Annotated in this window: 12 protein-coding genes and 1 pseudogene; 6 read left to right on the top strand and 7 right to left on the bottom strand. The window is 37.2% G+C overall.

Features of this window, described 5'->3' with window-relative positions; translation table 11 throughout:
• Position 1: 1 nt before the first annotated feature.
• From pta to yjbM, 4 genes are read right to left on the bottom strand one after another with little or no spacing between them, the layout of a single operon-like run.
• Positions 2–994, bottom strand: coding sequence for a phosphate acetyltransferase (pta, locus tag NXS10_RS01320; protein WP_259136820.1), 993 nt, complete (start codon positions 992–994; stop codon positions 2–4).
• Positions 995–1,005: 11 nt separating this feature from the next.
• Entirely contained in the window at positions 1,006–1,899 is an 894-nt protein-coding gene (locus NXS10_RS01325) for an RluA family pseudouridine synthase (protein ID WP_259136823.1), read from the bottom strand.
• A complete protein-coding gene (locus NXS10_RS01330; protein WP_259136825.1) occupies positions 1,896–2,738 on the bottom strand; it encodes an NAD kinase in 843 nt (280 codons plus the stop codon). The genes NXS10_RS01325 and NXS10_RS01330 overlap by 4 nt, the downstream gene beginning before the upstream one ends.
• Complete coding sequence (yjbM, locus tag NXS10_RS01335; RefSeq protein ID WP_259136827.1) at positions 2,713–3,384, bottom strand: GTP diphosphokinase; 672 nt, start codon at positions 3,382–3,384, stop codon at positions 2,713–2,715. Before yjbM ends, NXS10_RS01330 begins: the two co-directional genes overlap by 26 nt.
• A gap of 106 nt (positions 3,385–3,490) precedes the next feature.
• Here yjbM and NXS10_RS01340 point away from each other — a divergent pair, with 106 nt between their 5' ends.
• The 6 genes from NXS10_RS01340 to NXS10_RS01365 all read left to right on the top strand — a co-directional run bounded on the left by NXS10_RS01340 (position 3,491) and on the right by NXS10_RS01365 (position 8,232).
• The gene (locus NXS10_RS01340) at positions 3,491–4,078 is read left to right on the top strand and encodes a CYTH domain-containing protein (RefSeq protein WP_259136829.1); all 588 of its coding nucleotides are present in this window, start codon (positions 3,491–3,493) and stop codon (positions 4,076–4,078) included.
• A 155-nt stretch (positions 4,079–4,233) separates the two neighbouring features.
• On the top strand, positions 4,234–5,199 hold the full coding sequence (locus tag NXS10_RS01345) for a ribose-phosphate diphosphokinase (protein ID WP_259136831.1): 966 nt from the start codon (positions 4,234–4,236) through the stop codon (positions 5,197–5,199).
• A gap of 29 nt (positions 5,200–5,228) precedes the next feature.
• Complete coding sequence (locus NXS10_RS01350; protein WP_259137330.1) at positions 5,229–6,356, top strand: cysteine desulfurase family protein; 1,128 nt, start codon at positions 5,229–5,231, stop codon at positions 6,354–6,356.
• Positions 6,357–6,358: 2 nt separating this feature from the next.
• On the top strand, positions 6,359–6,706 hold the full coding sequence (locus NXS10_RS01355; RefSeq protein WP_259136834.1) for a DUF1831 domain-containing protein: 348 nt from the start codon (positions 6,359–6,361) through the stop codon (positions 6,704–6,706).
• Positions 6,707–6,859: 153 nt separating this feature from the next.
• Positions 6,860–7,543 (top strand): redox-sensing transcriptional repressor Rex, encoded by a 684-nt coding sequence (locus tag NXS10_RS01360; protein ID WP_259136837.1) that lies wholly within the window; start codon positions 6,860–6,862, stop codon positions 7,541–7,543.
• A complete protein-coding gene (locus NXS10_RS01365) occupies positions 7,540–8,232 on the top strand; it encodes a gamma-glutamyl-gamma-aminobutyrate hydrolase family protein (RefSeq protein ID WP_259136839.1) in 693 nt (230 codons plus the stop codon). The genes NXS10_RS01360 and NXS10_RS01365 overlap by 4 nt, the downstream gene beginning before the upstream one ends.
• On the opposite strand, the pseudogene radC reads toward NXS10_RS01365, so the two are convergent.
• The 3 genes and pseudogenes from radC to NXS10_RS01380 form a co-directional block, all read right to left on the bottom strand.
• Positions 8,229–8,915 (bottom strand): annotated as a pseudogene (radC, locus tag NXS10_RS01370) (RadC family protein). The gene NXS10_RS01365 and the pseudogene radC overlap by 4 nt on opposite strands.
• A gap of 52 nt (positions 8,916–8,967) precedes the next feature.
• Complete coding sequence (locus tag NXS10_RS01375) at positions 8,968–10,125, bottom strand: AI-2E family transporter (protein WP_259137332.1); 1,158 nt, start codon at positions 10,123–10,125, stop codon at positions 8,968–8,970.
• A 387-nt stretch (positions 10,126–10,512) separates the two neighbouring features.
• Entirely contained in the window at positions 10,513–11,997 is a 1,485-nt protein-coding gene (locus tag NXS10_RS01380; RefSeq protein ID WP_259136841.1) for a glycoside hydrolase family 1 protein, read from the bottom strand.
• Positions 11,998–12,067: the final 70 nt, after the last annotated feature.

Raw genomic sequence — 12,067 nt, forward strand, 5'->3', positions numbered from 1 at the left:
GTTACCTTTCTCGTCTGTCTAGAGCTTGCGCTGCTGTGATAATAGATAATTTATAAATATCCTCAGCACTAGAACCACGCGACAAATCATTGACAGGTGCATTTAGACCCTGCAAGATAGGACCAATTGCTTCAAACATACCTAAGCGTTGCGCAATCTTGTAGCCGATATTTCCGGATTGCAAATCTGGAAATATAAAGACATTAGCTTGTCCAGCAACAGGACTATTAGGTGCTTTAATAGCTGCTGTCTCAGCAACAAAAGCAGCATCAAATTGCAATTCACCATCTAAAGCAAGTTTAGGCGCCATCTCTTTTGCTAGTTTAATAGCTTCTTGTACCTTATCTACCTGCGGTGCTTTTGCGCTACCTTTAGTTGAGAAACTCAGTAATGCTACTTTGGGATCAAATCCAAAAATAGTCGCTGTCTCAGCTGTATTGACTGCAATTTCAGCCAATTCCTGAGCACTAGGATTTATATTTATAGCGCAATCTGCAAAAATAAAGCGCTGGTTGGTGGACTTACGATTCATCAGAAAAACACCAGAAGTTCTAGAAATACCTGTTCTTGTCTTTATAATCTGAAGAGCCGGACGCACTGTATCAGCCGTGGAGTGAATGGCGCCAGATACCATACCAGCTGCCAATCCTAGCTTCACAAGCATTACCCCAAAATAATTAACATCACGTAAAAGGCGATCGGCATCTTCTAAAGTCGCCTTACCTTTTCGAATTTCAACAAATGTCTCTTTCATTTGCTCAAAATCAGAGTAATCATTGGGATTGATTATCGTGTATTCTTGATCCACAAAACCTAGTCTAGCTAGCGAATCATGAACTTCATTATATTCTCCCAAAATAACAGGATCAATCAATCCCTCAAATTTAAGGCGTGCTGCAGCTCGCAGAACACGTTCATCATTTCCTTCTGGAAATACAATCTTAACGTAATCACGGGCTACTTTTTCACGCAAGGTTCCAAACAAAGAGCGCATATTTAAATCCTCTATCTATTTTCTTTTAGTTTTATGATAACGCTATCAAAATCATCTGTCAAGCCAATTGTCTGATAACGTTGTTTTTTTGTAAAAGGATCTATAAACTTTAAGGAGTGACAATGCAGAGCCTGACGGGTAATACCAAGATCCATCCGACCACCATACATATCATCCCCCAATAGAGGAAATCCAATATGTGAAAAATGCACACGTATCTGGTGGGTTCTCCCAGTGTGCAACCACACATCTACCAAAGCCACATTCCCAAAACGTTCAACGACTTGATAGCTAGTATGAGCGTATTTGCCAGACGAATGCACACACCTCGTAATAATGCTATCCTGTGATCTTGCAATCGGTGCAATAATCTCACCACAATCTGATAGCTCACCTTTACCAGACACCAAAGCGTAATAACGTTTTTCAATTGCTTTTGCTTGTAATTGCTTATCTAATCTAGCATGCGCATAACCATGCTTAGCAAAAAGCATAAGCCCGCTTGTATCTTTATCTAATCGTGTCACGATATGCACCTGCTGGTTAGAATACCCTTTTTCTTGATAATAATACTTAACGAAGTTTGCAATTGTATTTGTATGATTTTTACTTGGAATACTCGCTATACCATAAGGCTTATCAAGGATAAGAAAATGTTCATCTTCAGATATGATATTAAGCTTATGAGCAATCGGAACCAGTGTCTCATGTGGCTTTTCATCAGGAATGTCAATTGTCACCTTATCATCAATATCAAGGAGATAAATAGCATTCTGTTCAACCCCATTAACCCAGATATTGCCGCCTTTAAACTTAATTTTAGCTAATAAGCCTTTTGAAATATCGTGACTTTTGAGAAGTGTTTTAACTTTTACCTGCTTATCTGCTACAAATTCAAATCTCATGAATTGTGCTCTCCGATAAAAGCATCCATAACACGCTCCCAAAAACTCGTATGACTAGGTGTAGCCACAAAATGAATTTTTTTACTGTCGATGCTATATTCAATCTTTTTTACATTCTGATATTGCATGGTTTTATTATCAATAGAAATCGTATAGAGCCCAAAGCGCTTTGGTACAACTTCAATGGCATCTTTTTTAGGAATGATAAGTGATGATCCGATGGTACGATAGACACGGTTATTAAGACTTGATATTTCTGTTAATTGAAGTGCCTCAATAGTGGGGTGTAAGATTGCACCACCCAGTGATTTATTGTAAGCAGTGCTTCCTGTTGGTGTAGAAACAGACAGACCATCTCCACGAAATCTTTCAAATTTGACCTTATTTATGACAACATCTGCTACCATAGTCTTTTCGATACGTTTGATTGTTGACTCGTTGAGTGCTTTTCCTTTAATAATGCGACCATCTGCCAAAGTAATCTTAACCTTGACAATCGGATAGGAAATGCTCGCTCCATTATCCTGTCTAAGATTTTCAATCAGCTTGTCTACCTCAAAATCACGATAGTCTGTATAAAAGCCCAAATGTCCTGTATGGATACCAACGAAACGAACATAATCTAGAGTCTTTTCATACATGTGGAAAGCAGATAGCAACATACCATCTCCACCGATACTAATCACCACATCTGGCTCTCTCTTCGTTAAATAAAAATCGTCAGCCTCTTTAAAAATTGCAAATAATTTACTGGCAATACGCTTGCTTTGATATTTGTTATTACTAATAATAGCAACACGAGTGGGGTTTCTTTTATCGGTATAATTCATCTGTATCATCACTATTTCCTACACCATCACTTAACTTTCTACTCTCGGAGTCAAATAAAATCTGTGCTTCACGAATATCCTCTCGAATTTTACGCATTTCCTCGTCTAATTCAAGAGCAATCTTTGCAGTTACTTCCAGACGCTTCTTGATTTCTTCTGGGAACTCCCCCTGATATTTGTAATTGAGTGAGTGCTCGATAGTTGCCCAAAAATTCATAGCTAATGTTCTAATCTGTATTTCAGCTAATATCTTTTTTTGCCCATGAATAGTATCAACAGGATACTCTACAATCACATGATAAGAGCGATAACCACTAGCTTTCATGTGATTGATATAATCTCGTTCATGCACGATAGTCATATCCTTTCTCTTACGCAAAAGTTCCAGCACCTCATCGATATCATCAACAAATTGTACCATGATACGAAGTCCTGCAATATCTTGCAAATCCTTAGCTAAATTTTCAAAGCGAATGTCGCGCAAGACCATTTTTTCCTTGATGCTTTCAACAGATTTAACACGTCCTGTCACAAATTCGATTGGTGAATGTCTATTTTGTTTACGAAATTGCTTACGAATACTTCTTAGCTTGATTTTCAGCTCACCAACCGTCTGGATATAAGGGTCTAAAAAGGTTTCCCAGTCCATGCCCATATGTTATCTCCTCCAAGCCCATGACAAAACCTTGTCAAATGAGCTAAATTCTTATAAAATAAACTTAACGTTTATTATACCATAAAATTTTCAAAGGACACGAACTATGAACCATCTTGAGATAGAATTTAAAACAATGCTGACAAAAGACGAATTTAATCGTCTCAAGACGCAGTTTTCACACGTGACACCTGTCACTCAAACCAATTACTATTTCGATACAGAAACATTTGACATGAAAGCAAACCGCATGTCACTACGTATCCGTACCATTTCAAACACTGCGGAATTAACCCTAAAAATCCCTGAGGAAGTCGGCAATTTGGAATACAATATTGCGCTACCTATTGATAAGGCAAAAAAGATGATTAAAACAGGAAAATTACCTGAAAACGATATTACAAAGCGTATTCAAAAGCAAGGAGTTATCCCAAGTAAACTCGCTGTTTTTGGCTACTTAACAACAACTAGACGCGAATGCCAAACTTCTATTGGTCTTATGGCTTTAGATGACAACCAATATGCTGGCATTAGAGATTATGAGTTAGAGTTAGAAGTTCTTGATGCCAAAAAAGGTAAAAAAGATTTTGATTCCTTTTTAACCAATCAAAACATTGATTTTAAATATGCCAAAAGCAAAGTTGCCCGTTTTAGTGCAACACTTAAACACCAAAAGACAGATAAAAACAATTAAAGTAAAAGGTTTTTATCTGTCTTTTGAATATTTATCAGACTTATCCGATAATGAAAATCAGTATTTTGACACTAAAAAGTGAATTTTCTTCTCTTTTTTGGTAGAATGAAGTTGTTGTTTTATAAGCTTTAGAATCAAAGGAGTTTCCCAAAAAAATGGTTGAACAATATGCCGATAACGTTATCAAGTTGTTTTCACTTACTTCCAACCTCCCAATCGCTGAGAAAATTTCAAAAGTCTCAGGAATTCCGCTTGGAAAAGTATCTTGCCGTCAATTTTCAGATGGTGAAATTATGATTAACATCGAAGAAACCGTCCGTGGAGACGACATTTACATTATTCAATCCACTAGCTTTCCTGTCAATGACAACCTGTGGGAGTTATTGATTATGATTGATGCTTGTAAGCGTGCTAGCGCTAACTCTGTCAATGTTGTCATTCCTTACTTTGGATACGCTAGACAGGATCGTATTGCTGCTTCTCGTGAACCAATCACTGCGAAATTAGTTGCCAATATGCTGGTAAAGGCTGGCGTTGACCGCTTATTGACACTTGACCTTCATGCTGTCCAAGTGCAAGGTTTCTTTGACATTCCAGTGGATAATCTCTTTACTGTTCCACTTTTTGCTGAACACTACTCTCAGCTTGGCTTTACTGGTGAAGAAGTCGTTATTGTCAGCCCTAAAAACTCTGGAATAAAGCGTGCTCGCAGTCTCGCAGAGGTCTTAGGTGCTCCGATTGCTATCATTGACTACGCTCAAGACGATGCTGATCGCGAAGAAGGATATATCATCGGTGATGTTAAAGGTAAAAAAGCTATTATCATTGATGATATTTTAAATACAGGAAAAACGTTTGCTGAATCGGCAAAAATTTTGGAACGTGGTGGCGCTACTGATATTTATGCCGTTGCTAGTCATGGTCTTTTCGCTGGCGGTGCGGCTGATATTTTAGAAGCTTCTCCAATCAAAGACATTGTAGTAACAGACTCTGTCCTCACAAAAGAGCGTGTTCCAGAAAATGTAACCTACCTCTCTGCTGCCGAGTTGATTGCTAAAGCGATTGTCCGTATCCATGAACGTCGCCCACTCAGCCCTCTGTTTGCATATAAAAAAGACTAAAGGAGTCTTTAAGAAAGGATTTGACCGCTATCACACACTCACACATTTACTTAGACAATGCCGCTACAACCGCTATGACACCTTCCGTCATTGAGACTATGACCAAAATGATGACAACATCCTTTGGTAATCCCTCCAGTACCCACAGTTTTGGTCGACAAGCAAATCAACATTTGCGTGCTTACCGTCAAGTAATGGCTGAGGCACTAGGTGTTCCAGCTCATGACATTATCTTTACCTCCGGTGCTACAGAAAGTAACAATTATGCGATTAAAGGTTATGCTCTTGCAAACCAAGTAAAAGGAAAGCATCTCATTACGACAGAAATTGAACACCATTCCGTTCTTCATACTATGGCCTACTTGGAAAAGCGCTTTGGTTTCGAAGTGACTTATCTCAAGCCTAAAGAAGGTCAAATTACAGCAAAGATGGTCAAAGAAGCTTTGCGTGATGATACCATTTTAGTCAGTATCATGTATGCAAATAACGAGACAGGGGATTTACTCCCTATTGCAGAGATTGGTGAAATACTCAAAGATCATCAAGCCGTTTTCCATGTAGATGCTGTGCAAGCTTTTGGTAAAGTTGCCTTGAGACCCCGTGAACTTAAGATTGATTTTCTATCTGCTTCTGCCCATAAATATCATGGTCCTAAAGGAGTTGGCATATTGTTTGCTAAATCTCATCACATGGATAATCTTTTTCATGGTGGTGAGCAAGAGGAAAAGCGTCGTGCTAGCACTGAAAATATGGTGGGAATTGCTGGTATGGCACAGGCAACAAGTGATGCTCTTCTTCACCTTGAGGAAAACTACCTCAAGGTAGAACATCTCAAAAAGACTTTTCTAACAGAGCTAGGAGATGTAGCATATTACATCAATGGTAGCCAAAAGACGATGCCATATGTCTTAAATATCGGTTTTCCCAAGCAATCTAATCATGTGCTGATGACACTACTTGATTTAAAAGGATTTGCTATCTCAATCGGGTCTGCTTGTACTGCTGGAACGATTGAGCCGAGTCACGTCCTAACAAGCTATTATGGTGCTAACTCTAAAAGATTATCAGAATCTATTCGCATCAGCTTTTCTGACCTCAATACCCCAGAGGAAGTTACACTTCTTGCCCAAGCATTAAAAGAAATCATAGGGAGATAACAATGGCTTTTGAAACTGAAATTCACCCCACTGATTGTCCTTTTGTCTATACAATCAGCCCAAACATCAAAAAATATACACTTCGTGATACAACGTTTGTGCAGAATAAAATCGGTCATTTTGAATTAACACGTTTACTTGAGGAGGTTCCTAACTCTGGTGACGGCTTTCCTCTTAAAATCACGATTAACAAGAACTTATCTAGTTTTAAGCTTGTCATTACAGACAAGTCAGGACTTCATTTAATTAATATTTTTAAAAGTCAAGATTTTAAAATCTTACAAAATAAATTCTACTTTTTGATGGATAGCTTAATAGAACGTGGTATCTTTATTAAAAGAGAAGCTTAATAGCCTTGAAAATCTTATGAAAACATAAGATTTTTTTAGATAAAATATTTGTTTGTTGCTATTTTCACAAGCTTTTTGGTACAATAAAAGGTGCTAATATTAATCGATTATTTCTTACAGTAAATTCTCTTAGATTTGGGAGGTGTTGGTTTCATGACTATTGATAAGTCTATCCCTAAAGCAACAGCAAAACGTTTACCACTTTATTACAGGATTTTTAAACGTTTCAATACTAACCATTTTGAAAAAGCCAGCTCAAAGCAGATTGCAGATGCTATCGGTATTGACTCAGCAACAGTGCGTCGTGACTTTTCATATTTTGGTGAGTTGGGACGTCGTGGATTCGGTTATGATGTGAAAAAACTCATGAATTTCTTTGCCGATATTCTAAATGATCACTCAACAACTAATGTCATGCTAGTTGGTTGTGGTAATATTGGACGTGCATTACTTCACTACCGCTTTCATGACCGCAATAAAATGCAAATTACTCTTGCTTTTGACCGTGATGACAATAGCTTGGTAGGTACTGCAACTGAAGATGGCATCCCTATATATGGTATTTCAAGCATAAAAGAACATCTCAAAGACCAATATATCGAAACAGCTATTTTGACAGTTCCCAGCTTACAAGCTCAAGAAGTCGCTAATCTTCTCGTTAATGCTGGCATTAAAGGTATTTTGAGCTTTTCACCAGTTCATCTTAATGTGCCAAAAGACGTCATTGTCCAGTATGTAGATTTAACTAGCGAGTTACAAACCTTATTATACTTTATGAGCCAATCAAACGACCAAACCAGTTCGTATAAATACTTAGATCAAAAGGAGAGAACATGATGAAACCAATTATTGGGATTATGGGAAATCAACGCATTAAAAATGATATCAACATTCCTTGGTCATATGCTCCAACAGGCTTTGTCAAGGGAATTCAACGATCCGGAGGACTACCACTTATTTTACCTATCAGCAGTGAAGAAGATGCTAAAACCTATATCTCTATGGTGGACAAAGTGCTACTGATTGGTGGGCAAAATGTCGATCCGCAATTTTATCAAGAGGATCGACACACTGATGACAATGACTTCTTTTTGGAACGCGATGTCTTTGAATTAGCTGTTATAAAAGAGGCTATACATCAGAAAAAGCCTATATTTGGTGTTTGTCGTGGACTACAACTGATGAATGTAGCACTTGGTGGCACACTCAACCAAAATATTAAAGGACATTGGCAACGTGAAGAGGGAAATGTCAGAACACATCCTGTCATCATCAAAAACGAATGTGTTCTCTCAAAAATCTATGGTTCATATGCGCAGATTAACTCTTTCCACCGCCAAAGCATTAAAATAATGGCAAAATCTTTAAAACCAATTGCTTTTGATCCTGATACAGGTATTATTGAAGCAGCGGTTTCAATAGATAAGACTATCACTTTTTTAGGGGTTCAATGGCACCCTGAATTGCTTATTGACGATAGTGTCAAAGATATGGCACTTTTTGACTATTTTGTCAATGAACTCTAATCGCAAATCACCTCTCCTTCTTCTCGAAAACTGTAATATTCCTTTTGTCCTACAATAATGTGATCCAAGCAGACTATGCCAAGCATTTGACAAGCTGTTTGGATTTTTTCAGTAAACTTTTTATCATTTCGACTGGGATTTGCGCTACCTGATGGATGATTATGAACAATAATAAGACTCGTTGCCATATTTTTACAAGCGTAGTATAAAATTTCACGCGGTTCAGCTACCGATCGTCTCACTGTCCCAATAAAAATCGTTTTTTGCTCGATAATACGATTTTGAGTATCCAGATAAAGAGCGAGCAAGTGTTCTTGTTTAGCATCCGCTAATTCTAACATCATACGACGTGCTAATTGCTGACTACTCAAAATTTGATCAGCACGTTTGTACTCAGAATCTTGAATCCTCCTTGCTAATTCAATCATCGCCTTTAGCTCAATAGATTTGACTTTTCCAATCCCTTTAATCTGCTGCAACTCTTGTAAAGATAGCTATTTAAAATCAGCAAGAGAGGTCATTTGGCTAATGATTTGAGTTGAGATATCAAGAACTGGCATTTCCTTAGTTCCTGTGCGGAGTAGAATAGCTAACAATTCTTGATTACTTAATTTTTCAGCACCGAATGCTTGTAATCGCTCTCTTGGTCTTAATGTTTCAGGTTGATTTTGAATGGAATACATAACTACCTCCACCTATTTTATCCGTAAAAGGACGACTAAGTGGAGGTAATTTTTAGTCATCAATTATCTCAGATGATATTTTTTCATCCAGATTATCTAAATTCATTGATTGACGTTTTGCCACTTGGTCTTTAATAATTTGATAGATGCTTGCTGCAATTGGTACAGCCATAAGCATTCCTAAGAAGCCATATAAGCTACCACCAATGGTAATCGCCACTAATACCCACATACCAGGTAATCCAATGGAGCCACCAACTACACGAGGATAAATGAGATTTCCCTCAAACTGCTGTAAAATAACCATAAAGATAACAAAAGCAAATGCTTGGGGAACAGACTGAGTGACGATTAGAAAAAAACCAATTGTCACACCTATATAAGCTCCAATCACAGGAACAAGTGCTGTAAAAGCTACTAAAACCCCAATTGTACTGGCATAAGGAAAACGAAGTATCATCATACCAGTAGCTGTCAACGTTCCTAAAATCATTGCTTCTAATGTCTGACCTACGATAAAGCCATGAAATCGCTTGTGAAGTATACCTATCACATAATGCAATTTTGGAGCATGTTTACCCGTAAAGGTATCAATCAAAAGATTAAACTGGCGCCCTAATTTTTCCTTATTTCCTAAAACATAGAAAGAAAAAATCACGCTCATAAAGACATTGATAAAAGTTTGTGCAATGGAAGTCACAGAAGTAACAAGAGAAACTAAAGTTGCCAGCACTTGTTTTAAAACCTGTTGTCCAAAATTTGTGATTTGAGATACAATCTCTTTGTCCGATCCGATGTAGTTAATCAATCTTGAGATATGTGGATTTTGATTGATTTTTTTGATGAAATCTGTGATGACAGAAGTATCAATGGTCATGAGTGAGCTAATACTCGTAATCAGATCTGGCAAGATAATGGAAAAAAGCCAGATAATGATAACCACAAAGGTAGTATAGGCTAAAATCATCGACAATGGACGCTTGAAACCATACATCCATTTAACGTTTTTAAAAAGCCAATCATAGCCTAGCTCATACAAGGACATAACGATATTGACCACATAAGCAACTGCTGCTCCAATCAAGAAAGGTTGCGAAGCAGTAAAAATAGTATTTATAATGGAGGCTGCCGTTGTCCAATAATTTAAAATAGCAATAAAAAGTACAAACAAAATCAACAAGTAGTAAACTTGTTTTTTTCCAAAATGCATCATTTTCCATACCTCAATTTATAGTTTTAATCTAACATTCTCTCATAGAATGACAATATACTTGTTTAATGTCACTCTAATAGGCACACAAATCCTTTATTTTATTATACACGATTTAAAGTGAAAATACCCTTTTTAATGATAAATAGAATAGAATCTATTAACAGATTTTTCATTTTGATACGAGTGCTCATCAAATATTGAAAGTATTACAAAGCACCTCCATTTAGGAGGTGCTTTCCTCATCATTTATTTAGATAGATTTGTAGTAGCATATCATAATTTGAGCATAGTATCTCATTCTTTATCAGATAAAGAATTGATTTCCATAATCAAACTACCTGCATATCAGAGCTTTAGAATTATATTTAGTATTGACATACTATTTTAGTCTAAGTCCGTCCCATTTGATGCAATGACTTTTTGATACCAGTAAAAGGAATCTTTTGGCGTACGATTAAAACTCCCTCTTCCTTTATCATCAATATCTACATAGATGAAACCATAGCGTTTCCGAATTTCACCAGTACCAGCCGAAACGAGATCTATACAACCCCAAGTTGTATAACCACGTAAATCCACACCATTTTCAATCGCTGCCGCCATCGCTTCAATGTGCGGACGATAGTAATCAATACGATATTGGTCATGAATATTGCCATCTTCTTCAACTGTATCAAAAGCACCTAAACCATTTTCGACAACCATCACAGGGAGTTCGTAGCGATCATACATTTTTTCGAGATAGTATTGTAATCCTAATGGATCAAGTCCCCAACCCCAATCTGAATAAGTCAAATAAGGATTTCTAGCACCCATTGAAAAATTACCAGATACTTGTTCTACTCCTGTATGCGTAGTAACATTATTTGACATGTAGTAAGAAAAAGTATATATATCAACTGTACCTTCTGCCAAGTCTTTCTCATCTTGCACTGTCATGTCAAGTACCACACCATGTTCTTTCCATAGACGTTTAGCAAAAGTTGGATACTTTCCTTTCACTTGAACATCTCCACAATAATAGATGCCTTGTTCCCATTTATGACGATTGGCAAGCACATCTTTTGGATCACAGGTTGCTGGATAAAAAGTAATGCCACAAATCATATTACCGATTTGAAAATTAGGATTAATAAGATGTCCTAGCTTAACTGCTCTAGCGCTGGCTACAAACTGATAGTGTAACTGTTGGAAACCTTCCTGAAAAGCTTTGTCATCAGCTTTTTCACCAAACATATCCAAAAACATAACGGTATTATTGATTTCGTTAAAAGTCAACCAATAAGTCACTAAATCTTGATATTCTTTAAAGATTGTCTCAGCATAATGTACATATAAATCAATCAACTTGCGATTGTTCCACCCACCATAGTGTTCTTCTAGATAAAGCGGAGTATCAAAATGCCATATAGATACCAAAGGTTCAATGCCATGTCTATGGCATTCCTCAAAAACACGACGGTAAAAATCTAGCCCTTTTTGATTAGGTTCTTTTTCGTCTCCTCTTGGAAAGATACGTGACCAAGAGATTGAAAGACGAAAAACTTTAAATCCCATCTCTGCAAGTAAAGCAATATCCTCCTTATAACGATGGTAAAAATCAACACCTAGGTGATTGGGATAGTACTCATCCTCTAAAACTGCATAGCTTGCCCCTTCTGGAATGATGCCATTATGTCCTATAGCTGGCACTTTCCCAGGCTGACCGTTTTTATCAATGTAAGTCACATAGCGTGGACTATCGACACTACCACCTGTCGTCACATCAGTCTTTGCCATGCCACGACCATCCTCGTTCCATGCACCTTCTGCTTGATTAGCTGCAATAGCTCCACCCCATAAAAAATTTTCAGGAAATCGTATTGTCATATCTATTTACCTCTTTCATTAAGTTGTCTTTATTATAGCGTTTTCAAAATTTCATATCTTGCACTATACT

This window comes from Streptococcus sciuri (assembly GCF_024814375.1).
In the GTDB taxonomy this organism is placed as follows: domain Bacteria; phylum Bacillota; class Bacilli; order Lactobacillales; family Streptococcaceae; genus Streptococcus; species Streptococcus sciuri.

What these genes read in the sequence shown, in the direction of transcription:
- NXS10_RS01365 (WP_259136839.1), top strand. Translation starts at nt 7,540, where the DNA reads ATGATGAAACCAATTATTGGGATTATGGGAAATCAACGCATTAAAAAT.
- NXS10_RS01345 (WP_259136831.1), top strand. Translation starts at nt 4,234, where the DNA reads ATGGTTGAACAATATGCCGATAACGTTATCAAGTTGTTTTCACTTACT.
- NXS10_RS01330 (WP_259136825.1), bottom strand. Translation starts at nt 2,738, where the DNA reads ATGATACAGATGAATTATACCGATAAAAGAAACCCCACTCGTGTTGCT.
- NXS10_RS01340 (WP_259136829.1), top strand. Translation starts at nt 3,491, where the DNA reads ATGAACCATCTTGAGATAGAATTTAAAACAATGCTGACAAAAGACGAA.
- NXS10_RS01325 (WP_259136823.1), bottom strand. Translation starts at nt 1,899, where the DNA reads ATGAGATTTGAATTTGTAGCAGATAAGCAGGTAAAAGTTAAAACACTT.
- NXS10_RS01355 (WP_259136834.1), top strand. Translation starts at nt 6,359, where the DNA reads ATGGCTTTTGAAACTGAAATTCACCCCACTGATTGTCCTTTTGTCTAT.
- NXS10_RS01380 (WP_259136841.1), bottom strand. Translation starts at nt 11,997, where the DNA reads ATGACAATACGATTTCCTGAAAATTTTTTATGGGGTGGAGCTATTGCA.
- NXS10_RS01360 (WP_259136837.1), top strand. Translation starts at nt 6,860, where the DNA reads ATGACTATTGATAAGTCTATCCCTAAAGCAACAGCAAAACGTTTACCA.
- pta (WP_259136820.1), bottom strand. Translation starts at nt 994, where the DNA reads ATGCGCTCTTTGTTTGGAACCTTGCGTGAAAAAGTAGCCCGTGATTAC.
- yjbM (WP_259136827.1), bottom strand. Translation starts at nt 3,384, where the DNA reads ATGGGCATGGACTGGGAAACCTTTTTAGACCCTTATATCCAGACGGTT.
- NXS10_RS01375 (WP_259137332.1), bottom strand. Translation starts at nt 10,125, where the DNA reads ATGCATTTTGGAAAAAAACAAGTTTACTACTTGTTGATTTTGTTTGTA.